Annotated in this window: 22 protein-coding genes and 1 riboswitch; of the genes, 20 read left to right on the top strand and 2 right to left on the bottom strand. The window is 50.1% G+C overall.

What is annotated here, in order from left to right:
- Positions 1-68 precede the first annotated feature (68 nt).
- The gene (locus KTH90_RS18380) at positions 69-452 is read left to right on the top strand and encodes a RidA family protein (RefSeq protein WP_158354287.1); all 384 of its coding nucleotides are present in this window, start codon (positions 69-71) and stop codon (positions 450-452) included.
- A 305-nt stretch (positions 453-757) separates the two neighbouring features.
- Here KTH90_RS18380 and KTH90_RS18375 read toward each other — a convergent pair whose 3' ends face one another.
- Positions 758-2242 (bottom strand): DUF1846 domain-containing protein, encoded by a 1485-nt coding sequence (locus KTH90_RS18375; protein ID WP_158354288.1) that lies wholly within the window; start codon positions 2240-2242, stop codon positions 758-760.
- A gap of 197 nt (positions 2243-2439) precedes the next feature.
- Between KTH90_RS18375 and KTH90_RS18370 the strand changes: the two genes are divergently transcribed.
- The 14 genes from KTH90_RS18370 to KTH90_RS18305 all read left to right on the top strand — a co-directional run bounded on the left by KTH90_RS18370 (position 2440) and on the right by KTH90_RS18305 (position 18423).
- Positions 2440-3417, top strand: coding sequence for a Gfo/Idh/MocA family protein (locus KTH90_RS18370; RefSeq protein WP_238727237.1), 978 nt, complete (start codon positions 2440-2442; stop codon positions 3415-3417).
- A gap of 76 nt (positions 3418-3493) precedes the next feature.
- Positions 3494-5119 carry a response regulator gene (locus tag KTH90_RS18365; protein ID WP_158354289.1) on the top strand — a complete coding sequence of 542 codons (1626 nt, stop codon included), beginning with the start codon at positions 3494-3496 and terminating at the stop codon, positions 5117-5119.
- Between the two features lie 11 nt (positions 5120-5130).
- Complete coding sequence (locus tag KTH90_RS18360; RefSeq protein WP_158354290.1) at positions 5131-6174, top strand: sensor histidine kinase; 1044 nt, start codon at positions 5131-5133, stop codon at positions 6172-6174.
- Entirely contained in the window at positions 6171-7586 is a 1416-nt protein-coding gene (locus KTH90_RS18355; protein WP_158354291.1) for a sugar ABC transporter ATP-binding protein, read from the top strand. Before KTH90_RS18360 ends, KTH90_RS18355 begins: the two co-directional genes overlap by 4 nt.
- A 59-nt stretch (positions 7587-7645) precedes the next feature.
- A complete protein-coding gene (locus tag KTH90_RS18350; protein ID WP_158354292.1) occupies positions 7646-8413 on the top strand; it encodes a MerR family transcriptional regulator in 768 nt (255 codons plus the stop codon).
- 350 nt (positions 8414-8763) lie between these two features.
- Positions 8764-10278, top strand: a complete 1515-nt coding sequence (locus tag KTH90_RS18345; protein WP_158354293.1) for a sugar ABC transporter ATP-binding protein — start codon at positions 8764-8766, stop codon at positions 10276-10278.
- A complete protein-coding gene (locus tag KTH90_RS18340) occupies positions 10278-11249 on the top strand; it encodes an ABC transporter permease (RefSeq protein ID WP_158354294.1) in 972 nt (323 codons plus the stop codon). The genes KTH90_RS18345 and KTH90_RS18340 overlap by 1 nt, the downstream gene beginning before the upstream one ends.
- Before the next feature lie 55 nt (positions 11250-11304).
- Positions 11305-12372, top strand: a complete 1068-nt coding sequence (locus KTH90_RS18335; protein WP_238727236.1) for an ABC transporter substrate-binding protein — start codon at positions 11305-11307, stop codon at positions 12370-12372.
- 54 nt (positions 12373-12426) lie between these two features.
- Positions 12427-13812 carry a sulfatase-like hydrolase/transferase gene (locus KTH90_RS18330; protein WP_238727235.1) on the top strand — a complete coding sequence of 462 codons (1386 nt, stop codon included), beginning with the start codon at positions 12427-12429 and terminating at the stop codon, positions 13810-13812.
- Positions 13813-13816: 4 nt separating this feature from the next.
- Positions 13817-14599 (top strand): sulfite exporter TauE/SafE family protein, encoded by a 783-nt coding sequence (locus KTH90_RS18325; protein WP_238727234.1) that lies wholly within the window; start codon positions 13817-13819, stop codon positions 14597-14599.
- A 491-nt stretch (positions 14600-15090) separates the two neighbouring features.
- Entirely contained in the window at positions 15091-15810 is a 720-nt protein-coding gene (locus KTH90_RS18320; RefSeq protein WP_158354297.1) for a phosphatase PAP2 family protein, read from the top strand.
- Positions 15807-16874 (top strand): lysylphosphatidylglycerol synthase transmembrane domain-containing protein, encoded by a 1068-nt coding sequence (locus KTH90_RS18315; protein WP_158354298.1) that lies wholly within the window; start codon positions 15807-15809, stop codon positions 16872-16874. Before KTH90_RS18320 ends, KTH90_RS18315 begins: the two co-directional genes overlap by 4 nt.
- Positions 16871-17554: a CDP-alcohol phosphatidyltransferase family protein gene (locus tag KTH90_RS18310; protein WP_158354299.1), complete on the top strand. Its 684-nt coding sequence runs from the start codon at positions 16871-16873 to the stop codon at positions 17552-17554. The genes KTH90_RS18315 and KTH90_RS18310 overlap by 4 nt, the downstream gene beginning before the upstream one ends.
- Positions 17551-18423: a phosphatidylserine decarboxylase gene (locus KTH90_RS18305; RefSeq protein ID WP_158354300.1), complete on the top strand. Its 873-nt coding sequence runs from the start codon at positions 17551-17553 to the stop codon at positions 18421-18423. The genes KTH90_RS18310 and KTH90_RS18305 overlap by 4 nt, the downstream gene beginning before the upstream one ends.
- Positions 18424-18540: 117 nt before the next feature.
- Here KTH90_RS18305 and KTH90_RS18300 read toward each other — a convergent pair whose 3' ends face one another.
- A complete protein-coding gene (locus tag KTH90_RS18300; RefSeq protein WP_158354301.1) occupies positions 18541-19158 on the bottom strand; it encodes a superoxide dismutase in 618 nt (205 codons plus the stop codon).
- Positions 19159-19308: 150 nt separating this feature from the next.
- Positions 19309-19391: riboswitch (glycine riboswitch) on the top strand.
- Positions 19392-19630: 239 nt separating this feature from the next.
- On the opposite strand from KTH90_RS18300, the gene gcvT reads away from it, so the two are divergent.
- From gcvT to KTH90_RS18275, 5 genes are all read left to right on the top strand, one after another.
- Positions 19631-20722 (top strand): glycine cleavage system aminomethyltransferase GcvT, encoded by a 1092-nt coding sequence (gene gcvT / locus KTH90_RS18295; protein ID WP_158354302.1) that lies wholly within the window; start codon positions 19631-19633, stop codon positions 20720-20722.
- 62 nt (positions 20723-20784) lie between these two features.
- Complete coding sequence (gene gcvH, locus KTH90_RS18290; RefSeq protein ID WP_158354303.1) at positions 20785-21162, top strand: glycine cleavage system protein GcvH; 378 nt, start codon at positions 20785-20787, stop codon at positions 21160-21162.
- A gap of 44 nt (positions 21163-21206) precedes the next feature.
- Entirely contained in the window at positions 21207-22526 is a 1320-nt protein-coding gene (gene gcvPA, locus KTH90_RS18285; protein ID WP_158354304.1) for an aminomethyl-transferring glycine dehydrogenase subunit GcvPA, read from the top strand.
- Complete coding sequence (gene gcvPB, locus KTH90_RS18280; RefSeq protein ID WP_158354305.1) at positions 22523-23953, top strand: aminomethyl-transferring glycine dehydrogenase subunit GcvPB; 1431 nt, start codon at positions 22523-22525, stop codon at positions 23951-23953. Before gcvPA ends, gcvPB begins: the two co-directional genes overlap by 4 nt.
- Complete coding sequence (locus KTH90_RS18275; RefSeq protein WP_158354306.1) at positions 23943-24941, top strand: lipoate--protein ligase; 999 nt, start codon at positions 23943-23945, stop codon at positions 24939-24941. Before gcvPB ends, KTH90_RS18275 begins: the two co-directional genes overlap by 11 nt.
- Positions 24942-25062: the final 121 nt, after the last annotated feature.

The following is a 25062-nucleotide window of genomic DNA, read 5'->3' as shown; positions in this document are numbered from 1 at the left end:
GTCTGAAACGGGCATGTCCCCATAATATATGCTAGATAACTCAGCTAAAAAGAGAGGAAGATTGAATTATGAAAAAATCGGTAATCACCGCACAGAAAGCACCCGCAGCAGTAGGACCTTATTCCCATGCCGTAATGGCAGGCGATGTATTATTCACCTCAGGACAACTGGGCCTTGACCCCGTATCCGGAGAACTAAAAGAAGGAGTGGAAGCGCAGACTACCCAGGCCCTGGAAAACCTGAAAGCAGTATTGGAAGCATCCGGTCTTTCCTTAAAAAACGTTGTTAAAACCGTAGTATTCCTGGATAACATAGGTGATTTCGCCGCAGTCAACGCAATCTACGCGAACTATTTTGAAGGAGACACCCCCGCCCGTTCCTGCGTACAGGTAGCGGCCCTTCCCAAGGGAGGCCTGGTGGAGATCGAGGCTGTCGCTGTTAAGGAGGACTAAGCCTGGGGAGCCGGGGCCTGGGGGACTGGGACCGGGAGTCTGGCGGACCGAAGGGCGGATTCCGGAGGGGGCGCTCCAAAGGCAGCGGAACCCAAACCGCTTCGGACAGATCTAAGAATGGGTAACTACGAAGGAGGAAGAACCTCTTATTAGCAGAACCCGGGGGCAAACTCGCCATTCGGCTCAGACACGCCCCCGGGTCCTGCCAGGTTCTTCCTCCTTCTACGTAACCCATTCTAAGATCTGCCCTCAAGCGGTTTGGGTTCCGCTGCCTTTGGAGCGCCTCCCCCGCCTTCCGGCCCCGGTTACTTATGATACAAAGTATTCGTCTGATACCGAGGCTCAAAAGTCAGGTTCACACCCAGCTTCTTAAAGGTGTTCACATCGACCTGAGCCAGGATGACCGAAGAATGGACCTCGCAGCCCCGGAGATTTTCAAGCTCGGCCATGGCCTGCTCCGCGTGAGGATTCGTGGCGGCGCTGATGGAGAGCGCGATCAGGGTCTCGTCTGTGTGAAGCCTGGGATTCCGGTTGCCCAGGTGGTCGACTTTTAAGTGCTGGATCGGCTCCAGGATGGTGGGGGAGATCAGGTGCTCATCGTGATCGATTCCGGCCAGGGCCTTGAGGGCATTTAACAAGACGGCGGAAGAAGCTCCCAGCAAAGAAGTGGTCTTGCCGGTGATAATTCTGCCGTCCGTCAGCTCAATAGCGGCGGCGGGCAATTGGTCCGTCTCCTCGGAGCGGGTTAAAGCAGCGTTTACCACCCGGCGGTCTTCGATGCTGGTGTTGGCCTGATTCATCAGCAGCTCAAAGCGGTAGATCTGTTCATCGTCTACCAGCCCCTGCTGTTTTTCGTAGAGGGCTGTGTAATAGCGGCGGATGATCTCCTGGCGGGCGGCGTCCTGAACCGCGTCGTCGTCAGTAATACAGTTGCCCACCATGTTGACACCCATGTCGGTGGGGGATTTGTAGGGGCTCTCACCCAGGATCCTGGTCAGAATCGCGTTCAGAACCGGAAAGATCTCCACGTCCCGGTTATAATTGACGGTGGTTTTACCGTAGGCCTCCAGATGGAACGGGTCAATCATATTCACATCGTTCAGGTCGGCAGTGGCGGCCTCGTAGGCCAGATTGACCGGATGCTTGAGCGGCAGGTTCCAGATCGGGAAGGTCTCGAACTTGGAATAACCGGCTTTGATGCCTCTTTTATACTCATGGTAGAGCTGGGACAGGCAGACGGCCATCTTACCGCTGCCAGGACCCGGAGCGGTCACCACGACCAGGGGTTTTGTGGTTTCGATATATTGGTTTTTCCCATAACCCTCATCGCTTACGATCAGCGGGATATTGGTGGGATAACCGGGAATCGGATAGTGCAGATATACTTTGATCCCCTGGGACTCCAGCCGTTTCTGGAAGGTTTCCGCGGCGCTCTGGCCCGCGAACTGGGCGATTACGACACTTCCCACATACAATCCGATGCTGTGAAAGGCATCGATCAGACGGAGTACATCGGAATCGTAGGTGATTCCAAGATCTCCGCGGACTTTGTTCTTCTCAATATCGGAAGCGTTGATGACGATGAGGATCTCTGCCTGATCTTTCATCTGCATCAACATCTTAATCTTACTGTCAGGTTTGAAGCCGGGCAGCACTCTCGAAGCATGAAAGTCGTCAAAAAGCTTTCCGCCGAATTCCAGGTACAGTTTATTTCCCGCAGACGAAATCCGCTCTCTGATATGCTCGGACTGTAATTTTACATATTTCTCATTGTCAAAACCTGTTCTCATCAATCTCTCTCCTCGAATGTTCATTTCTTTACTCAACATTTCCATTATATAGAATTCTTTCTGTCGATTCAACCGCTTTTATGAAAAAAAGACTTGCGGACGGCTTAAGGGCTGTCATATGATGTATAAAGAATAGCAACGCACATAGCAAAAAAGAGGGCGACACTAAAATCTATAATAGGAGAAGGAGATTTTCTATGGAAAAAATCAGGATAGGAATTTTAGGGGCAGGCGGTATCGCAAATACTCTGACGGCTGTGATCGGGCGCATGGATGAGGCGGCGGTCACAGCGGTGGCGGCAAGGGATTATGATCGGGCGAAAGAGTTTGCCGCGAAGTATGGATTTGAGAAAGCATATGGCAGTTACGAAGAGCTGGCGGCAGATGACGGCCTGGATCTGATCTACATCGCTACGCCCCATTCCCATCACTATGAGCATATGAAGCTGTGTCTGGCCCACGGGAAAAATATCCTGTGTGAGAAGGCATTTACCGCCAACGCAGGCCAGGCAAGGGAAATTATCGAAATGGCCAAAGCGCAGGGCGTACTTCTGATGGAAGCGATATGGACCAGGTATTTCCCGCAGCTTCAAACCTTGCGGGAACTGCTGGCCGGCGGCGCGATCGGGCAGGTGGAGTCGGTGGAAGCTTCCCTTGGCAATAATCTGCGCGGCTGGGCCCGGTTGGACGAACCTAAGCTGGCCGGAGGCGCACTGCTGGATATGGGGGTATACGCTCTTACGTTTGCATCGATGGTGCTGGGGGACCAGGTGGAAGGCTTTGACGTTGTTGCCAAAATGTCGGAGAAAGGAGTGGATCTCCAGGACAGCATTACCCTGCGTTATAAGAACGGAAGTATGGCGGTACTGCATTGTTCCATGGAGTCCATGCTTATGACCCAGGGGCTGATCAGCGGACAGCAGGGGCTGATCCTCATTGATGAATTCAATCACTGGAAAAAGATGACGGTTTATAACAAACAAAAGGAAATAACGGCTGTTTACGAAAAGGAAGCCGGAATCCGCGGATATGAATACGAGATCCAAGAGACTTGCCGCTGCCTTCGGGAAGGGCTACTGGAATCGCCTCTCATGCCGCTTCAGGAGACCTTGAGGATCATGGAGCTGATGGATGCGATCCGGGCGAAACTGGGGATGAAATATCCATTTGAATGATAAGACATGTGCATAGAGCTTCCCTTTATGGAAATTCTATGAGGAAGGGCAGAAGAAGGAAGAGAGGCTTTATCCAATGGAAGAGAAGTACAAGGTATTAATCGCGGACGATGAAAAGCGGGTAGTGAAACTGGTAAAAAACCTTGTGGATTGGGAAAACCTGGGATTGGAATACGCGGGAGAAGCGTACGACGGCGAGGAAGCGCTGAAAAAAGTCAGGGAGCTGCATCCGGATATCCTGATTACGGATATCAAGATGCCCGGTGTGGACGGTCTGGTTCTCGCCAGGAAAGTGCAGGAGATACAGGAGAAGATATCCGTTATTATCATCAGCGGGTACAAGGTTTTTGACTACGCCTATGACGCGTTGAAAAGCGGTGTGATCGATTTCCTGATTAAACCGATCAACGCTTCCGATCTGAACAGCAGTCTGGCGAGAATTCTGAAAATCAAAGAGTCACAGCGGATAGAACGAAGTGATATCGGTAAAAAGCAGCAGAAACTGGAGGAAGAGTTTACGAAACTGGCCAGGAACCAGTTCCTGTTTAACTGCCTGCACCAGATCGGGGGCTGTGAGACAGATCTGGAGCAGTTTAACCGGCAAAATGGGTTCCGGTTCCGGGAGGGGCTGTATGGAGCGTTCCTCATCCGGATATTCTGTCCGGACCATGCGAACCGGAGGCTGCTGGAAGCGCAGGAGAGCCCAGCGGTCTCTTATAAAGTATATAATATGGCCGAACGGCTGCTTTCCGATCTGTGCTATGACTGGGCCATGATCGAAGAAAAAAATGTCATCGAATGTATCTATAATATCCCGGCAGGCAAAAAAGAAGAAATGAACAAAGCGTTTTTAAAGCTCCATTCGGATTGGGCGTCCGCCCTGTTAGTCTATCCGGAAATAGAATCCATACTGGGAGTCGGCAGATTTTATGAAAGCCATTCGGGGATCAGCAAAAGTGTCCGGGACGCCTTTGCCTGTACCAGGATGAAGCCGGTGTTCGGGACCTCAAAACCGGTCTCAGCTGAGCGGATTCAGCTAAAGGAAGCGGCTCCCGTGCTGACGAAACAGTGGATTCACAAGTTTGATGAGATGATCCACAACTACCAGACCGGACTGATGAGGGAATTTCTGGAACAGAGTTTTGAAGAATGGGCACCTCAGTTGAAGGAGAGCCCGTGGCAGCTGGAAATTCTGCTGATGGAACTTTTAAATCAGTTCCGGGAAGAGGTTAAGAAAGACGGGATTAAAATATTACAGGAGGAAATATCGGCTCAGAATGAATATTTCCTCGCGCTGAACAGCCTTGAACAGTTGAAGCGGGCTGTCTGTGAATACATTACGCAGATCATGGCAGGCTATCTTGAGACCATGAACAGCAGGCACAAGCAGCCGATCACCATCGCCATCGAGTATATTGAACAACATTATAAAGAGCCGGTATCCCTGGAAGAGGTATGCGCGCAGGTGGATCTGAGCTATCACTATTTCAGCGGGCTGTTCAAGCAGGAGACGGGAGTCACTATCACAGACTATCTGATACAGGTCCGGATTGATCATGCAAAACGGCTGCTGAAAGATTCGACAAAAAATATTTCGGAGATCGCTGAACTTTGCGGTTATTCTGACGCGCGCCATTTCAGCAGGCTGTTTGCCAAACGGGTGGGAATCAAACCCCAGGAATACCGCCGGATGAATGCGTAGGAGGAATACCCATGAATTTAAAAAACAGGAATGGCTCATTTCTGACCTGGTTAGCAGGCACCGGAGTCCTTTTGTTCTTGTCCCTTCTGATTGGCCTGTGGCTGCTCTTTCCACTGAAACGCTTAGACGGCAGCGGTGTGAAGGGTGGTCTTTATCTCATTCTTTTGTTGGATCTCATAGGGTTAGCAGGTACCCTTTATGAACTGATCATTTGCCGGAAGAAAAACAGAAAGACACAGGAACGGCTGCATCAGATCTTCAGTGCTCAGACGCTGGAGGAAGAAATGTTAAACCGTGATATGACCATATTTCCGGAACTTTTGGAGGCAGCTTCCAGGGAAAAAGAGCTGGCAAAGCGGGAATATGAAAAGAAGCTGTTAAAAAAGGAAGCGGAGCTGAATATGCTGCAAAGCCAGATTAATCCGCATTTCCTTTACAACGCGCTGGATGCGATCCGGGGCGATATTGTGGAGGAGGGGCTTGGCGACACCGCCGATATGGTGGAGGCGCTGGCCAAATTTTTCCGGTACAGCATTAATATGAAAAATAACATCATCACACTGGAGGAAGAACTGGATAATCTGGATAATTATTTCAAAATTATCCAATACCGGTTTGAAAACAGGTTCTATCTGATCAATGACTGCGATTATAACAATGCTGCGCTGATGGAATATAAGATACCAAAGCTGATCATACAGCCGATCGTTGAAAACTCCATTAACCACGGGTTGGAGCCGAAGACCGGTATGGGAATTATCCATATTCGGTCCACCTTTACCAACCGTTATCTGGAAATACTGATCCAGGATAATGGAATAGGGATGAATCAGGCGGATCTGGAACAGCTGCTTGACAAATTCAGCGATCCAGCAGCGGACATAACAGGAGAAAGGCCGAAGAAGGGCGGTATTGCGCTGATCAATGTAAATAAACGGATTAAACTGTATTATGGCGAGGAATATGGATTGGAAATCAACAGCCTGGAGCAGCTGGGGACGGAAGTGAAAATATTGCTTCCTCCGATCAAAGAAAAAGGGGAACAGGTATCATGAAAGCTGAATTATGCCGTTTCCGGGATGTGGGAAAGACTTTCTCGGCCGGCCGGGTCATGCGGCATATCAACTGTGTAATCTGCGAAGGCGATCAGGTGGGTATCCTTTGCGCCAGTACAAAGGCCCGCAGAAGGCTGACGGAGCTTTTGCTATTTCAGACAGCACCGGATGAGGGGAAAATCGAGATGAATGACAGCTTAAAGGAAGCGGTCCGTACCAGCGGAAACGATCCTTACACGTTTCTGGTCGACGCAAGCAACTGTATCCGCAATATGAGCGTGATGGACAATCTGCTTTTTTTAAAACAAAAGACCGGAAGGCAGCTGATCTTATCCAACGCCCGATGCAGGAAGGAAGCGGCAGAGATCCTGATGAAATACCATCTGGATGTCTCTTTGGACCTTCCCGTGGACAAGCTGACAAAATATGAGCGTTATCTTCTGGAGCTGGCGAAAGCCATCGAAGTTTACCATGTGAAACTGCTCGCGATCGATCACATAAACGAGATTACGGATGAAAAGAAACAGCAGGAGCTTGTGGACTGTACTGAAAAATTCCGCCGGCAGGGCGGCGCGGTGATTTATTTTTCCAGTGTGCATACGCCCCTGTTCGATCAAACGGATCTAAATTACTATATGCACGAAAACAGCATGGCCAGAACGTTTTACCGGGATGACGGGCCGTATAAAATCCACAACGAGGCGATGCTGCGGCAGTATCACCAGAATATTTATAAGCATCTGATCCCCCTGCAGAAGAAAACCTCCCTGCAGACGGGCCATATCAACATTACCTTGCCTGCGGTCGCGGCTTTCGGTCCAGATACGATACAGCTGGGGAATGGTGAAATCCTTGGGGTGGTAGCCGGTGAAAAAGTTAGTGACGGTATTATCGACGGTATATTTATGAAGAAAAAAATGGGGAGACTTGAAATGGACGGACAGCTGCTTATGACCGGCAGCCTGGAAGACTTGCTGAAACAGGGGATCGGCCTCTTTTATGACACGGTGGAACGAACCGCATTTCGGGATCTCTCCGCCCGGGATAATGTGGAAATCCTGGCCTTCGATAAGCTGTGCCGTATTCCCGGAGTCCTGAATAAGTCGCTGGAAAAGTATTTTACCGGGAAGTTCCTCGGAGACGGAGACACAGAGCCGGGCAAAAAGCCGCTGAAACAGCTGCACCGTTCGGAGATACTGGAGTTGATGATCAAAAGATATTCCCAGTACCGGTGGGAGCTGCTGGTTATGCAGCTGTCTAATTTAACCGATGAGCTGACCCAGAGCCATCCGCTGCTTCATTATATTTATGATCTGCAGAAGCAGGGGAAAAGTGTGCTGATTCTTTCGACCAATGCAGTGGAAATGGAAAAGATCTGTACCAGAATGGTTTATTATAATGATTTGATTTGATGCGTCTGCTGGGGGGCAGGCTCTTACGGCTTGAATAAGAATCATGGAGGAACATAATCGTGGATAAAGAATTTCTTACGGTGGGGGAATTGGCGCGTTTAATGGGGACTACCGTGCGGACGTTGCAGTATTACGATCAGGAGGGATTGCTGAAGCCTTCAGCGAAAAGTGAGGGCGGGCGCAGGCTGTACTCTACAAAGGATATTGTTAAGCTCCACCAGATCTTATCGTTTAAGTATCTGGGATTTTCTTTGGAGGAGATCAGGAACAGACTGCTTACACTGGATACCCCTCAGGACGTGGCTATGGCTCTGGAACATCAAAAGCTGGCGATCCGGGAGGAAATCGAAGCTTTGCAGGAGGCATTGCAGGCGGTCAGTAAACTGGAGGAGGAGGTCCTGGCTGACCAGGAGGTGGATTTTACCAAATACGCGGAAATTATAGGGTTTCTGAAGACCGGGAATCAGGGGTACTGGGTCTGGAAACACATGGACGAACCGCTGAGGCATCATATACGGGACCGGTTTGGGGAGGATGCTGACGCCGGTCTGAAAATTTATGAGGCTTATAAAGAGATGGTGGAGGAGGCACTTATACTGAAACGGCGCGGGGAGGCGGCAGACAGTGCTCTAAGCCAGGAGCTGGCAGACCGGTGGTGGAATATGGTTCTGGAATTTACCGGCGGGGATCTCAATCTGATTGTCCAACTGGAAGCCTTTAATAATGCCAAAGGGGAATGGAATAATGAGATGGCAAAAAAGCAGCAGGAGATTGATGCGTTTATGAATGCTGTTTTGCATTGTTATTTTGATGGAAAAATATCTTAATGTAATTAGATACGTGTATGATAGCGGCAGGTTTTGGAGTCTGAAACAAAGCCGGAAATTCTGAATCGGGATTTCCGGCTTTTTTGAATTGAGAGATTCTAGCATGCACTGTTTGACAAGGAACAGGATATCTTTTTATGGAAAATTTTATCAAAACTTTGGATTGATTATCTGTTATATAATGATTATTACACAAAAATATGTCGGCCGGTTTCTATTACTGCATAGATTCGACAAAAAAATAAAATCACACACCTATTCATAAATTCACCCAATTGAGGCGGCCGGGGCGGAAATGTTAAACTTTATCTATCGAAAGGATCACAAAACAAAATTAAGGGGGTGTCAGAATGGGAGAAATCTTACTGGAAATGAAGAATATCTGTAAAGAGTTTCCGGGAGTGAAAGCCTTAAGCGGTGTGGATTTTACCGTGAGACGCGGCGAAGTACATGCCCTGATCGGTGAGAACGGCGCCGGAAAGTCCACGCTGATGAAGGTGCTGACCGGTATCTATAGAGCCGAAAGCGGTACGGTACATTTTAAAGGAAAAGAATTCCAGGCCAGGAATCCCAGGGACGCACAGGAACAGGGAATCAGTATCATTCACCAGGAACTGAATCTGCTGCCGGATTTGAATGTGGCGGAGAATATTTTTATTACCCGGGAACCGACAAAAGCGGCGGGCTGTATGGTGGATGACAAAAGGATGCATCAGAGGGCAAAAGAGCTGATGCAGAAACTTTCGATCGACATAAGGACTACGGAAATCGTCGGGAACTTAAGTGTGGCGCAAAAGCAGATGGTTGAGATCGCCAAAGCTCTGGCGGTGGATTCCGATATCCTGGTTCTGGATGAACCCACCTCCGCGCTGGCGGAAAATGAAGTGAACACACTGTTCGATATCATCCGTTCTCTGAGAAACGAGGGAAAAGGAATCGTCTACATATCCCACCGGCTGGAGGAGTTCGAACGGATCGTGGACCGGGTCACGGTTCTGCGGGACGGTACCTATGTGGATTCCATGCTCTGGAAGGACACGGACATCGACGGGGTGGTGACCCTGATGGTAGGCCGCAGTATCACCGAGCAGTATCCCAAGAGGACGGCAAAACCAGGAGAGGTGGTATTTGAGGCCAGACATGTCAGCCGCGGAAAAGTGTTAAAGGATGCGGGGATCTGTGTGCGAAGAGGGGAAGTGGTAGGTCTGGCAGGACTGATGGGAGCAGGCAGAACGGAGCTTGCCAGAGCGATCTTTGGAGCCGACCCTGTGGAGTCCGGAGAGTTTTATTTAAATGGCCGGCAGCTGCATATCAAAAGACCCTATGACGCGATTAAAAGAGGGATGCTCTATCTGACGGAGGACCGGAAGAAGGACGGTATTTTCCTGGATATGGAGGTGGGGATGAATATCACCATCGGCAGCCTTCCCTACTATGCCAGCTATAACGTTATTCATGAAAAGAAGGCCAGAAAGGTCGTGGCGGATCAGATCCGGGAACTTCGGATCAAAACCCCGTCCGATCGGCAGATCGCCAAGTTCCTGTCCGGCGGCAACCAGCAGAAGGTGCTGATCGCCAGATGGCTGTGCAGGCAGGCGGACCTGATCATATTTGATGAACCAACCCGGGGAATCGATGTGGGAGCCAGGTATGAGATCTATTCGCTGATCAATAAGATTGCGGAAAGCGGCGTCGGCGTGATCATGATTTCCTCGGATATGCCTGAAATCCTGGGGATGAGCGACCGGATCGTCGTCATGTGCGAGGGAAGGATCACAGGAGAAGTGACAAGGGACGAAGCCGACCAGGAGACGATCCTGCATATGGCATCCAATACGCATACACGTAAAAGGGAGGTAGTGTGATGACAACCATCAAAGAAAAATTCCGTTCGCTGGATAATGAACAGCTTCAGCGGCTGACCGTATTGCTGGCATTGATTTTACTATGTATCTTTTTCGCTTTTAAAAGCCCTTATTTCCTGTCGACTGATAATTTTCTGCTGATTATCACCCAGACCGCGGTTACGGGCATAACCGCTTATGGAATGGTATTCGTAATCATATCGCAGGCGGTGGATCTTTCCATCGGTTCAACGATCGCTGTGGCCGGCGTGGTCTGTGCCATGATGATCTCAGCCGGTATCCCGCTTCCAGTTGCGATTCTGCTGTGTATCCTTTTGGGCGCGGTAATCGGAGTAGTCAATGGATTCTGTGTATCCAAAATGGGCCTTCCGCCTTTCGTGGCTACGCTGGGGATGCAGATGGTACTGCGGGGACTGGCGCTGGTAGTTACGGATGCGTCCCCGGTGTATGTTACCAACTCGGATTTTTTTAAAAAGATTGCACAGGGAAAGCTCTTTGGGGTGATTCAGTTTCCGGCCATCTATCTGGTGCTGCTTGGGATCATATCAGCCTTTATCTTAAAGAAAACGGTGATTGGACGCCATATCTACGCCGTCGGCAGCAATGAGGACGCGGCCAAGCTGTCAGGGATCAACACGGCTAAGATCCGGATGTTTGCCTATTCTTACAGCGGAGTTATGGCGGCCATCGCGGGGATCGTGCTGGCGGCCAGGGTGAATTCAGGACAGCCGACCATAGCGGCCGGTTATGAATGCAACGCGATCGCCGCGTCAGTCATAGGGGGAGCATCCATGACCGGCGGTCACGGAACGGTCAGCGGAACGATCCTGGGAGCGCTGGTTATGGGCATCCTGCTGAATGGGTTAAATCTGATGTCCGTATCACAGAACTGGCAGACAGTAATTACCGGCCTGGTAGTAATAGGAGCGGTTTACATGGATAAATTAAGAAACGCGAAGAGCGGCTCATAATGAAAAAACTTCCGAAATGGAAGCTAAAAATTAAATTCAAGGAGGACATTACAGTATGGGAAAAAAATTATGGAGTGTGGCATTGGGTGGAATGTTGGCAGTCAGTTTACTGGCCGGATGCGGAGCAAAAGAAGAGGCGCCCGCGGCGGGCACCCAGGCGCAGACACAAGGGCAGAAGGAATCAGCGGAACCTGCCGGTGGGACCGGGGCAGGTCAGGAAACGCAGGCACCCGGTGAGAGCAATGGAGATTACTATGTGTCAGTGATTATGAAGAGTTTCACCGGGGATTTCTGGAAAACCGTCCAGCTGGGCGCGGAACAGGCCGGTAAGGATCTGGGAGTCAAAGTGGTGGTGGACGGATGTGACACCGAGACCGAATATGAACAGCAGATACAGCTGGTGGAAAGCGCGATCATGAAGGGCGCCAATGCCATCGCCCTGTCTACCCTGGACTCCGAAGCGCTGGTCCCGATCTGCGAGGAAGCGGACAGCAAGGGAATCAAGATTATTACATTCAATTCCACAATCAACAGCGATGTACCGATCTGCCATGTGGCAACCGATAACTACGCAGCCGGGGAACTGGCAGGCAAGACTTTGGGCGAGGCTCTGGGTGGATCCGGAAAATATGCTGTGCTGGGAAGCGCCGAAGGAGTAAAGAATAACAGAGACAGAAGTGACGGCGCCGTAGCTTACATCGAAAAGAATTATCCGGATATGGAGCTGATCCAGACCCAGTACATGGATAATGACATGAACAAAGCGATTTCTATCATCAATGACTGGATCACGTCCAACCCGGATATCAAGGGAATCTATACCAACAACGAGACCGGAACCATCGCGGCGGCTACGGTTCTGTCCGAGAGAGGTAAAGTGGGAGAAATCACACATATCGGTTTCGACGCCACAGAACAGACCTGTGCCCAGATCAAGGACGGTATCACATCCAGCATCGTCACACAGATCCCCTACAAGATGGGCTATGACGCAGTCGCAAAGGCAGTGGACGCACTGAACGGGAAAGAAGTGGAACCGCTGATCGACACCGGCGTAGCGCTGGTGACGAAAGACAACCTGGACTCCGAGGAAATCCAGAAAATTATCAATCCTTTGAATTAAGCATCTATATCACAACTAGGATATAAAAATAGTGGTAGCGGAATGGAGTTTCGAATGAAAAAACCAAATGTGATCTATATATTGGCGGATGATATGGGCTATGGAGACTTTGGCGCGTTTAACCCGGACGTGCATACACCCGCTCTGGACCGTCTGGTGGAAGAAGGCTGCACACTGGAGGAATGCTACAGCGCTTCCCCGGTGTGTGCCCCGGCCCGGGCCGGCATCATGACCGGCAGGTATCCCCACCGAACCGGCGTGGTGGACACGCTGGAAGCCAGAGGGCTGGACCGTCTGAATACAGATGAGACCACCATGGCCGATGTATTCCGGGCCAATGGTTACGACACCGGACTGATCGGTAAATGGCATCTGGGCGCCATCGATCCGGCCTATCATCCGAATAACCGGGGCTTTGACTATTTCTTCGGTTTCCGGGGAGGATGGAGTGATTATTATCAATACCATATAGAATGTAACCGGCAGCCGGTTGCCTGTGAAGGACAGTATCTGACGGACTTGTTCAGCGAACAGGCGGTGAATTACATCAGAGAACACAAAGAACGGCCGTTTTTCCTGCATCTGGCCTACAACTGCCCGCACTATCCGCTGATGGCGCCGGAGACCTATGTAGAAAAATACCGTTCCATGGGAAAATTTACGGAAGAAGTGGCTGCGATCTACGGGATGATCGAATGCATGGATGCGGGTATCCAAAAAGTGCTCCATGTGTTGGAGGAAGAAGGGCTGTATCAGGACACGATTCTTATTTTCACCAGTGACAATGGTCCGGATCTGGGAGATGAGTCAGGGAACTCTGCGCTGATGCGCTATAACTGCGGACTGCGGGGAAGTAAAATGCGGGTGTACGAAGGCGGAATCAAGGTACCGGCAGTGGTGGTCTATAAGGGGAAAATAGCAGAGAAAAGCCGCTCTGCGGAAGTGATTCATGGAATTGACTGGCTGCCCACCCTGATGCACATGTGCGGACTGCATTATCCGAAGGATCTAAAGCTGGATGGGATCAACGCAGACAGTGCTTTTTACGGGGATTCCCTGCCGGAGCGGTCTGTCTACTGGCAGTGGAACCGTTACCGGCCGGAGAAATACTGTAACAGTGCGGTCCGCAGAGGTGATCTGAAATTCATCCATCCGCCGGTCGCATCCTATCTGGAACTGCCTCAGTGGGAATATGACATTGACGAGGATATCAAGTACCATCCGGAGAAATATCAGGCCGTCATCGACCGGCCGATACCGGACCGAGTGCTGCCGGAGGTCATACAGGAAGAACTTTACGATCTGTCGGCGGACCGGAAAGAAGCGGACAATCTCGTTTTAAAGGATCCGCAGCAGGCGGAAGTGATGAGGCATTCCCTGTATGCCTGGTTTGAAGACGTGGATGGTGACGGCCATATGCGGACGGTTATAAAAGAATAGGTGAATGATGGAGATATTATATCTTTTCGTCAGTTTTTTTGCTTCAGTCGCCGGTTCCATCTGTGGAATCGGCGGAGGTATTATCATAAAACCGGTTCTGGATGCTTTTGGTACACTGGAGGTCTCTGCGATCAGTTTCCTGTCAGGCTGCACTGTTTTGACCATGTCTGCCTACTCCGTTGTGAAAGCCAGGATCTCAAAGGACACGGCTATCGATTTTTCGGTCAGCTCCTACCTGGGGATCGGCGCTGTCACAGGCGGCATTGCGGGAAAAGCCTTATTTCAGTATCTAAGGTCAGCGGTGAATTCCACAAGCCTGCTGACCGCGGGCCAGTCCATCCTCCTGTTTTTTATTACTCTGGCAGCGCTTATCTATACGCTCAGGCAGAAACATATCAGGACATTACAGATAAAAAATCGTGTAAGCTGTATTTTGATTGGACTGGGATTGGGTTTTCTTTCCTCTTTTCTGGGCATCGGAGGCGGTCCGGTGAATTTGGTCGTTCTATACTATTTTTTCTCCATGGGGCCCAAGACGGCTGCGCAGAACTCGATCTATATCATCTGTCTCTCCCAGATCTCAAGCCTGCTTCTTACCCTGAGCACCGGAACCATACCGCCGGTTCCTGTATTACTCCTGGCAGGAATGGGGATCTGCGGCATCTTGGGAGCCGCTCTGGGAAGAAGGATTAACCGGCGGCTGAAAGACCAGCATGTAAGCCGGCTGTTCATCTGCCTGATGGTGGTGATACTGGGAATCTGCCTGTATAACATTGCCAGAAGCTGAATCAGTTTGTAATTATATAATATAGAAGGTTATACGTACTTGAAAAAAAGGATGTAAGTCAGTAATTGACATACATCCTTTTTTTCGCAATAAAACAGTCAAATGGGAGGAGACTGGCATCTTTCGGCAGTAACGTCATAGCTTCGGGCAGCTGCGTGGAGAAAGGGGCCTGTCCCCGTATGCCGGCCTATCCGAAGAAAGAGCCTGTCCCCCTATGCCCGTATGCCGGCCTATCCGGAGAAAGAGCCTGCTTCCCCGGAAGAGGAACTATTCCAGTCAACATCCGGGGACAGGCCCCTTTCTCCACGCAGCTGCCCGAAGCTATGACGTTACTGCCGAAAGGTGCCAGTCCCCTCTCATTTCAACATTCCAGAATAGCCAATGTAGGATCACTGGAAATATTAAGAAATATTAAGATTACCCAATAACCTATAAGACAACCGCGAAATTTGCTATAATATGTGATGGTCTTACAAGTTAGGAGCTGTAATATGGAAAGGAAAACAACGGGGTGTTCCAAACAGCTGGTACCGGCATACGCGATTATACCTCTGATCAGTTGTGTCATTGTAAATTGTCTGGTTTATTTTGGATTGGCGAGTTTAGCTTCCGATTGGAAGCATTATGATTTTACAACATCGTTTGACCGGATGGTTCCGGTCGTGCCATGGTTTGTAAGTATATATTTAGTCTGTTATCTGTTTTGGATTGTGAATTACATAATGATTGCGAGAATCAGCAAAGAGCACTGTATGCGGTTTGTGACGGCGGATATGATATCGCGGTTGATCTGTGGTGTTTTTTACCTCCTGATACCCACTACGAATGTAAGACCGGTATTGGAAGGAAGCGGTATGTGGACAGAGCTGCTGCGAATGATCTATCAGATCGACCAAGCTACGAATCTGTTTCCGTCGATTCACTGTCTGGTCAGCTGGTTCTGTTTTATCGGCATCCGGGGTCAGAAGTCCATTCCCCGGGCATACCGGATATTCTCCTGTGTGTTCGCCATACTGGTCTTTGTCTCCACCCAGGTGACGAAGCAGCACTATATCATTGACGTGATTGGTGGAATGGTCATAGCGGAAGCGGCTTATTATCTGACACACCACACGCAGTTTTACCGGTCTGTGGAAAAATGGATGGATCGGATTACCGGACTGTTGTTTGGCAAAAAAGCTCCGGACAGTGGAAAAGAGAGTTTACGGTGAAGGGAAAAAAGAAAAATATACTGAATCTGCTGTTTTTAGCAGCGGTATTCGGACTTACTATATATGGAGTGTTTAAAGGTGAAGATCTGCATGCGGTTTTACACGCATTGACGAAGGTAAAACTTTGGTATCTGCTGTTCGGGATGATATTTGTAATCTTCTTTATCTGGGGAGAATCGATCATTATCCATTATATGCTGGGGACACTTTCCATCCGGACGAGAAAGCGAACCTGTTTCCTTTATTCCTGCGTGGGATTTTTCTTCAGTTGTATCACGCCGTCGGCCAGCGGCGGCCAGCCGGCGCAGATCTATTATATGAAGAAAAATGAAATTCCAATATCCGTCTCTACGCTGGTACTGATGGTGGTCACCATCACGTATAAATCGATCCTTGTTTTTACCGGGCTCTTTTTGGTGATATTCCAGCGTGGATTCGTGAACCGGTATCTGACCGGCATTCTCCCTGTATTTTATCTGGGGGTTGCCCTGAATGTGTTCTGCTGCGCTATTATGCTGGTGCTGGTGTTCCATCCGGTGCTGGCGAAGAATATCATGCAGGCCTGCCTGAAGCTGCTGGTCAGAATGCACATTCTGAAGGACAAACCGGAGCGGGCCGAAAGGCTCACGAATTCCATGGAGCAGTATACGGCAACGGCAGCATATTTTAAAAAGAACAAGAAAGTGATTGTCAATGTCACACTGATTACTTTTGTCCAGCGCTTTGCCCTGTTTTTTGTCACCTATCTGGTCTACCGGGCTTTCGGACTCAGTGGGACCAGTATCTATGATGTGATGATGCTGCAGGCGGCCATCTCTATAGCAGTGGATATGCTACCGCTGCCGGGAGGGATGGGGATCAGCGAAAAGCTGTTTCTGATGATATTCCCTGCGGTGTTCGGCACGGCGTTGCTGCTGCCGGGCATGATCCTAAGCAGAGGGCTGGCCTACTACAGCCAGCTGCTGTTTAGCGCTGCCATGACGGTCGTGGCACATTTTGTAATCGGTAAACCAAAACCCGAACGGGTACTGTTTGAACAACAAAGTAAAGGAAAAAGCATATGATAGGATTTTATAATCACTCAGTTATCTTAACTTATATAAGTCTGGCATCTTCCGTATTTGGGATGACACAGGCGATTCATGGAAGGTTTAAAACTGCCATTTTCTGCCTGGCGCTGTCGGGGTTCTGTGATATGTTCGACGGTAAGATCGCCAGAGCCATGAAGAACCGGTCCGAAGATGCGAAGGCATTTGGAATCCAGATCGATTCCCTGTGCGACATGGTCTGTTTCGGCGCATTTCCGGCGTTGATCTGTTATCTGCTGGGTGTGCGGGGAATACTGGGAATAGCGGTAATCGTGCTGTATTGTACGGCATCGGTCATCCGGCTGGGTTATTTTAATGTGATGGAATCCAAGAATGCGCTGGTATCGGAGGACGGAGAAAAGTTTTACAGGGGGCTTCCGATCACTTCCATGGCGGTGGCCTTGCCGATGGTGTTCATGGTTCAGTTTTTTGTACCCGATTTCGTGTTCCGGGTCCTGTTACATGTCATCCTGCTTTTAGTTGGTATCCTGTTTATAGTGGATTTTAAAGTGAAGAAGCCGAAGAATTCAACTCTTGCGATTCTGGTGCTTGTGGTTGCCGCAGCGCTGCTGGTCATGTTGATCTTTACCAGATATCCGATCCGGTTCCGGGGCGGACTGCTGAACGGGGCCATACTCAAAGGAGGAGTCCATTGAAATATTTTGACAGAGAGGGCAGACTGACAGAGAAGTCATCTGGTCAGGACCGGCTGCTAAAAGCTCTCTATACCCACGCAGCAGGCCGGCTGCTGTTAAAGCCTCTGATTCGTCCCTCTCTATCCAAAGCAGGGGGACGGCTGTTAAATTCCCGGGTATCCGCACTGCTGGTGAAACCGTTCGTCCGGTGGAACCGGATCGATTTGAGCCAGTGTGAAAAGAAAAAATTTCAATCATTTAATGATTTCTTTACCAGAAGATTACAGATGACGGCCAGACCCATCGCAGAGGGGGAACAGGTACTGGTCAGTCCCTGCGACGGAAAACTCAGTGTTTGGCCCATTCGGGATGACCGGAGTTTTCAGATCAAGAATACATGGTATACGCTAAACGGTCTGCTTCGATCAGGGAGCCTGGCGAAACGTTACGAAGGCGGTTTTGCCTGTGTGTTCCGCCTGACAGTGGATGATTACCACCGGTACTGCTATATGGCGGATGGATTAAAATCAGCAGACCGGAAGGTGCCGGGGGTGTTTCACACGGTGAATCCCATTGCCAATGACTGTTATCCAATCTATAAGGAAAATACCAGGGAGTACTGTCTGTTAAAGACGAAGGATTTCGGCACCCTTTTAACCATGGAGGTGGGGGCGTTGCTGGTCGGCCGGATCACGAACAATCAGCCCCGGAAAACTTTTGTGAATAAGGGACAGGAGAAAGGCCGGTTTGAGTTCGGCGGTTCCACCATCGTGGTTCTTCTTCCTGCTGGTCGTGTCCGACTGGATCAGGATTTGATCGAGAATACCCGTATCGGTGGGGAAACCATAGTGAAGATGGGGGAACGCATCGGCGTATCAGCCGGTACCTGAAATGCGGGTCATAAATGCTTATAAACAGATTAAAAAAGGCAAGAGGATCACTGATGTGACCCCTAAATGTCAGTCATCCTCTTGCCTTTTCTTAATTTCTACTGATCAATTGTGAGCTTATTCAGAAAAACGTCTGTTCACCACATCCCAGTTAATCAGTCCGAACCATGCATCTACATAGTCTGCCCGAAGGTTCTGGTATTTCAGATAATAAGCGTGTTCCCAGACATCTACCAGGAGCAGCGGACAGTAGCCATAGGTAAGCGGGCTGTCCTGATTCGGAAGATTGATGACCTTCAGTTGCTGGTCTGCGTCTTTTACCAGCCATGCATAACCGGAACCAAACTGTCCGAGCGCGGCGGTTTTCATCTCGCTTTTCCAGTGATCCACGGAGCCGTACTGGGATTCGAGCGCGGAACGGATAGCACCGGAGGGTTCATTCTTACCTGGCTTCATCGAATCAAAATAGAGTGCGTGATTGTGAACACCTCCGCCGTTATTCCGGACAGGCTTCTGCAGATCCTCCGGGAGTTCATCGAGACGGGACAGCAGCATGGGAAGTGTCCAGTCATGATATTCCGGATGATTTTCCAGAGCCTTGTTTAAGTTATCCACATAGGTTTTGAAATGCTTGTCATGATGAAAATGCAGCGTCTCCATATCGATAGCCGGTTCCAAGGCATCATAAGTATACGGAAGCGGCGGCAGGGTGAAAGGATAATGTTGTTGGTTCATAGGGCCCTCCTTCTTTTTGGGTTTCTTTGGAATTTACGCAGTTATTATATGCGGTAATTGGAAAAATCATACAACAAAATCCTTTTCCACAAAGCGGTTGCTCCATCCATTTATATATGTTAAAATATACCTATAATATGGATAAGTCGGATGATGGATATGGGAGAGACTGTGTAAAACAGCGCCGAAGGGGAATTGCATAAACTCTCAGGCAAAAGGACCATACCCGGACGAGACTCTGGAAAAGCAGGATCACCGAAGAGGCATGCTCCAGTGCGGAGTAATCTTTCAGGTAAACAGACAGAGGCATACGAAAGCTTTTTTCGTATGTCTTTTTTTATTTCAGTGTGTCCAGCAAAGCTGGAGCACACGTGCAGGTGTAAGTCCGGTCGCGGTAATCGCACTGCGGCGGAAAGGAAGATGCCGCTTATCCATAATAAGGTATTTCAATCTATCAGGAGGGAGTGAGTACATGGAAAAAAAGACACCATTGTACGACAAACACGTGGAAAACCACGGGAAAATAGTGCCGTTTGCAGGTTATCTGCTGCCGGTGCAGTATGAGCAGGGGGTGATCGCGGAGCACATGGCGGTGCGTAAGGCATGCGGCCTTTTTGACGTATCCCATATGGGTGAGGTGCTCTTAACGGGCAGGGAAGCGCTTCCAAACTTAAACATGCTGCTGACCAATGATTTCAGTAATATGTATGACGGCCAGGCGAGATACAGTCCGATGTGCAATGAGAACGGAGGGGTGATTGACGATCTGATTGTCTACAAAATCAAGGAAAATTATTATTTTATTGTGGTAAATGCTTCAAACCGGGAGAAGGATTTCTCCTGGATGAAAGAACATCAATTTCCGGACGCTAACTTTGAGGATCTGTCCGATCAGGTAGCCCAGATCGCTCTGCAGGGCCCCAGAGCCCATGAGATCCTGACGAAGCTGGTGCCGGAGGAGAAACTTCCGAAGAAATATTACAGCGCGGTCATGGATGGAAGAGTAGATGACATATCCTGTATCATATCGAAAACCGGTTACACGGGGGAAGACGGTTATGAGCTGTATATGGGCACAGGAGATGCCGGAGGGATATGGGATCTTCTGCTTGATGCCGGGCGGGACGAGGGACTTATTCCCTGCGGGTTGGGAGCCAGGGACACGCTGCGCCTGGAGGCTGCGATGCCGCTGTACGGACATGAGATGGATGATGAGATTACACCGTTGGAGACCGGGCTGGGATTCGCGGTGAAGATGAATAAGGAAGATTTTATTGGTAAAAAAGCGCTGCTGGACAGGGGAGAACCGGTTAGAAAGCGGGTTGGCCTGAAAGTGACCGGCAGAGGGATCATAAGAGAACAGGAAACGGTGTATGCGGATGGAAAAGAGATAGGTTTAACCACTTCCGGAACCCACTGTCCATATCTTGGATATCCGGTGGCTATGGCGCTGCTGCCGGTGGAATATACTGACATCGGCACAAAAGTAGAGGTGGAAGTCAGGAACAGGATGATCGGGGCAGAAGTGATCCCTATCCCGTTTTATAAAAGAAAAAAGAAATAATTGCGCAGGCATAAATGTTCAAATAATAATTTAAAATTAATTATAAATAGGAGGAAATACACATGAATATTCCAAAGGAGTTAAAGTATTCGAAATCCCATGAGTGGCTGCTTTTTGAGGACGAAACCACCGCAACGATCGGACTGACGGATTATGCGCAGAAGGAATTGGGGGATCTGGTATTCGTGAACCTGCCGGAAGAAGGGGATGAAGTAACTGCCGGGGAAAGCTTTGCCGATGTGGAATCCGTAAAGGCTGTTTCCGACGTATATTCACCAGTCAGCGGAATCGTAGCTGCCATTCATGAAGAGCTGCTGGACAGTCCCGAATCCATTAATGAACAGCCCTACGACGCCTGGTTTGTCAAAGTGGAAAACATCTCCGATCAGGAGACATTGATGGATGCGGCTGAATATGCGGCCTATCTGGAAGAACTGTAGGCGCATAGCGGATGGCGTTACCGATTAAATGAAGGAGGATCGTTATGGGGCGTTATGTAACAAATACAAAAGAGGAGCAGCTTGAGATGCTGCATGCGATCGGCTATGACAGTTTCGACGAGTTGTACCGTGATGTGCCGGAGCAGATGCAGATTCACGGGGATTTAAAGATTCCCGCTGGCATGTCTGAGCTGGAAGTTTTGCAGAAGCTTGAGGGGATGGCGGCGAAAAACACCGTATTTCCTCATGTTTTCCGGGGAGCGGGTGCCTATCACCATTACATTCCGGCCATTGTAAACAGTGTAACGGAGAAAGAAGACTTTGTCACCGCCTACACGCCGTACCAGGCCGAGATCAGCCAGGGGAATTTACAGTCGATATTCGAATATCAGACGATGATCTGTGAGTTGACCGGTATGGATGCCTCCAATGCCTCCGTTTATGACGGAGCTACTGCGGCGGCGGAGGGGGTTTTGATGTGTCTGGACCGGAAAAGAACCGGGATCCTGGTTTCGGCTGCTGTAAATCCTCAGGTGCTGGAGACGATACAGACTTATTGTTACGGCAGAAATATAGAGGTTCAGATCATACCGGAAAAAGATGGTGCAACCGATACGCGGGCGCTGAAAGAAATGCTGGATGCGCAGACAGCCTGTGTCTACATACAGCAGCCCAATTATTACGGCATCCTGGAAGAGGTGGAGGAAATCGGCAGTCTGGTCCACGAGGGGAATGCCAAATATGTGGTCGGCTGCAATCCCATCTCCCTGGCTGTGTTAAAAACACCGGGGGAGTATCATGCGGATGTGGCAGTCGGCGAGGGGCAGCCTCTTGGAATGCCGATGGGATTCGGCGGCCCATATCTGGGATTTATGGCTGCCAAACAGGATATGCTGCGGAAACTGCCCGGCCGGATCGTCGGCCAGACCGTGGATACCCAGGGGAAGAGAGGCTTCGTATTGACTCTTCAGGCCAGAGAACAGCATATCCGCAGGGAGAAGGCCAGCAGCAATATTTGTTCCAACGAGGCCCTGTGCGCGATGAAGGCTTCTGTCTATATGGCGGCTATGGGGCCGGAAGGAATGAGACGGGCGGCCGTAAACAGCGCTTCTATGGCCCATTATCTGGCAGAGAAGCTTCAGGAAGCGGGATGTGCGGCAAAATACAGCCGGCCATTCTTTCATGAATTTGTAACCGGGTGCCCGGTGGATACCGGGGTGCTTCTGACGCGGTTGGAAGAGGAAGGAATTCTGGGAGGGCTGCCCTTAAGCGGCCGGGAACTTCTGTGGTGTGCCACGGAATTAAATACCAAAGGAGAGATTGACCGCCTGGCAGGAATCGTAAAGGAGGTGTGCAGCAGATGAAACTGATCTTTGAACGCAGTGTGAGAGGGAGAGGCTGTTCGGTGCTTCCGGAATGCGAAGTGCCGGTCTGGGACTTTCAGGAATATGGGAGGGAAAAGGAACTGCGGCTTCCCGAGGTTTCCGAAAATGACATCAGCCGGCATTATACCGAGCTGGCGAAGCGGACCCACGGAGTCAATGACGGCTTTTATCCTCTGGGTTCCTGCACGATGAAATATAACCCGAAAATCAATGAGAGGACGGCGGCTCTCAACGGATTTACCGGAGTGCATCCGCTTCAGCCGGAGCATACCGTCCAGGGATGCCTGGAGGTGTTAAAAACAGCGGAACAGGTGTTCTGCGAGATCACGGGCATGGACCGGATGACCTTCCAGCCGGCGGCCGGTGCGCATGGGGAATTCACAGGCCTGCTGCTGATCAAGGCTTACCATGACAGCAGGAATGATGAGAAGCGTACGAAGATCATTGTTCCAGATTCGGCTCATGGTACGAATCCGGCCAGCGCGGTGATGGCTGGCTATGCCGTAGTCAATATCCCTTCCGATCCGGATGGATGCGTAAATCTTCAAAAGCTTCGGGAGGCGGTAGGAGAGGATACGGCAGGCTTGATGCTGACGAATCCCAACACGGTAGGCCTGTTTGATAAAAATATTCTGGAAATCACCCGGATCGTCCACGATGCCGGCGGGCTGGTCTATTATGACGGGGCAAACTTAAATGCCATTATGGGCGTTACGCGTCCGGGGGATATGGGCTTTGACGTGATCCACCTGAATCTGCACAAGACATTCTCGACTCCTCACGGCGGGGGAGGCCCGGGCAGCGGGCCGGTAGGATGTAAGGATTTCCTGTCCCGGTTTTTGCCGTCGGTGCAGGTGGAGGGAGACGGACCCTATACCTTCACCAGGCAGCCGGATTCCATCGGTATGGTAAAGGCCTTCTATGGGAATTTCCTGGTAGTCGTGAAGGCTTTGACCTACGCGCTGATGCTCGGAAAAGACGGCCTGTTGGAAGCCAGTCAGAATGCGGTTCTAAACGCCAATTATCTGATGGAAAAACTGGCGGATAAATACAAGATGCCGTATCATCGGACCTGTATGCACGAGTTCGTCATGAGCCTGGAGCAGGAGCATGAACAGATCGGTGTGTCGGCCATGGATATTGCGAAAGCATTGTTGGATTATGGAATCCATCCCCCGACCATGTACTTTCCGCTGATCGTTGCGGAAGCTCTGATGGTGGAACCTACGGAGACGGAATCAAAGGAGAATCTGGATGAGATCATCCGGGCATTTGAAGAAATATATGAGCAGGCCAGAACGAATCCTGAAGTGGTCAAAGCGGCGCCCCATGTGACGCCTGTGGGCAGGCTGGACGAAGTGCAGGCAGCCAGGAAACCCCATCTGAAATACAGCTATGATGAATAAACGGACGATACTGGTTCATAATGGGACGAATCCCTACCGGAATCTGGCGCTGGAAAACTATCTGATGGACCTGGTGGAAGAGCATGAGTGTATCCTTTATCTCTGGCAGAACCGGAGGACCGTAGTCATCGGAAGAAACCAGAATGCATGGAAAGAGTGCCGGACCAAGAGCCTTTCTGAGGATGGAGGTTTTTTGGCCAGACGCTTGTCCGGCGGCGGTGCGGTATTTCATGATCTGGGAAACCTGAATTTTACGTTTATAGCAAGGCAGCCGTATTATGATGTGGACCGTCAGCTGGCCGTGATCCTGGAGGCTGTGCGCATGTGTGAGATCCGTGCGGAAAAGTCCGGCAGAAATGATCTGGAAGCGGAGGGCAGAAAGTTTTCTGGCAATGCATTTTACCAGGCGGCCGATGTGGGGTGCCACCACGGTACGCTGCTGATCCGGGTGGATCAGCAGCAGCTGGCCAGATATCTGAACGTATCTTCACAGAAGCTGAAAGCGAAAAGTGTGGACTCTGTCCGTTCGAGAGTGGTGAATCTGGCCGATCTGAACCCTCAGGTTACGGTGGCGGGTATGAAAGAAAAATTGGAGATGGCTTTTGCCAAGGTATATGAAGGGCCCGTCCGGCCGATGGACCCCTCCCGTATCCGCGTCGAGAAACTGGAAGCGCTGGAGAACAAATTTTCATCCTGGGAATGGAATTATGGTCAAAGGCATCCTTTCCAGCATGAGATATCTCATCGATTCGCCTGGGGGGAGGTACAGCTGCATCTGGCGGTAAACGATGGGAAAGTACATCACGCCCGGATATATTCGGATGCCCTGGATACGGAATATATCCCGAAACTGGCGGCAGGATTGGATGGAGTGTTATATGAACCGGAGTCACTGAAGGCTGCGGTACAAAAGGTATCTGCCATGGATCCCATGCAGGAGACGATGAGACAGGATATCACCGGGATGCTGCCCGAGCTGTTTGAATAGCGGGAATGCTGGCCAGGAAAATGGATGAATGACAGGAAAGTACGGGGATAAGGAAAGCAAGGCTGGGAAACGAAGGGATAAAGTCTGAAAGTGACTGCAAAAACATGGCTGAACAGATAAA

This window comes from Diplocloster modestus (genome assembly GCF_019042245.1).
In the GTDB taxonomy this organism is placed as follows: domain Bacteria; phylum Bacillota; class Clostridia; order Lachnospirales; family Lachnospiraceae; genus Diplocloster; species Diplocloster modestus.
The sequence above is the reverse complement of the archived record's forward strand: the minus strand, read 5'-3'. Positions and strand labels throughout refer to the sequence as shown.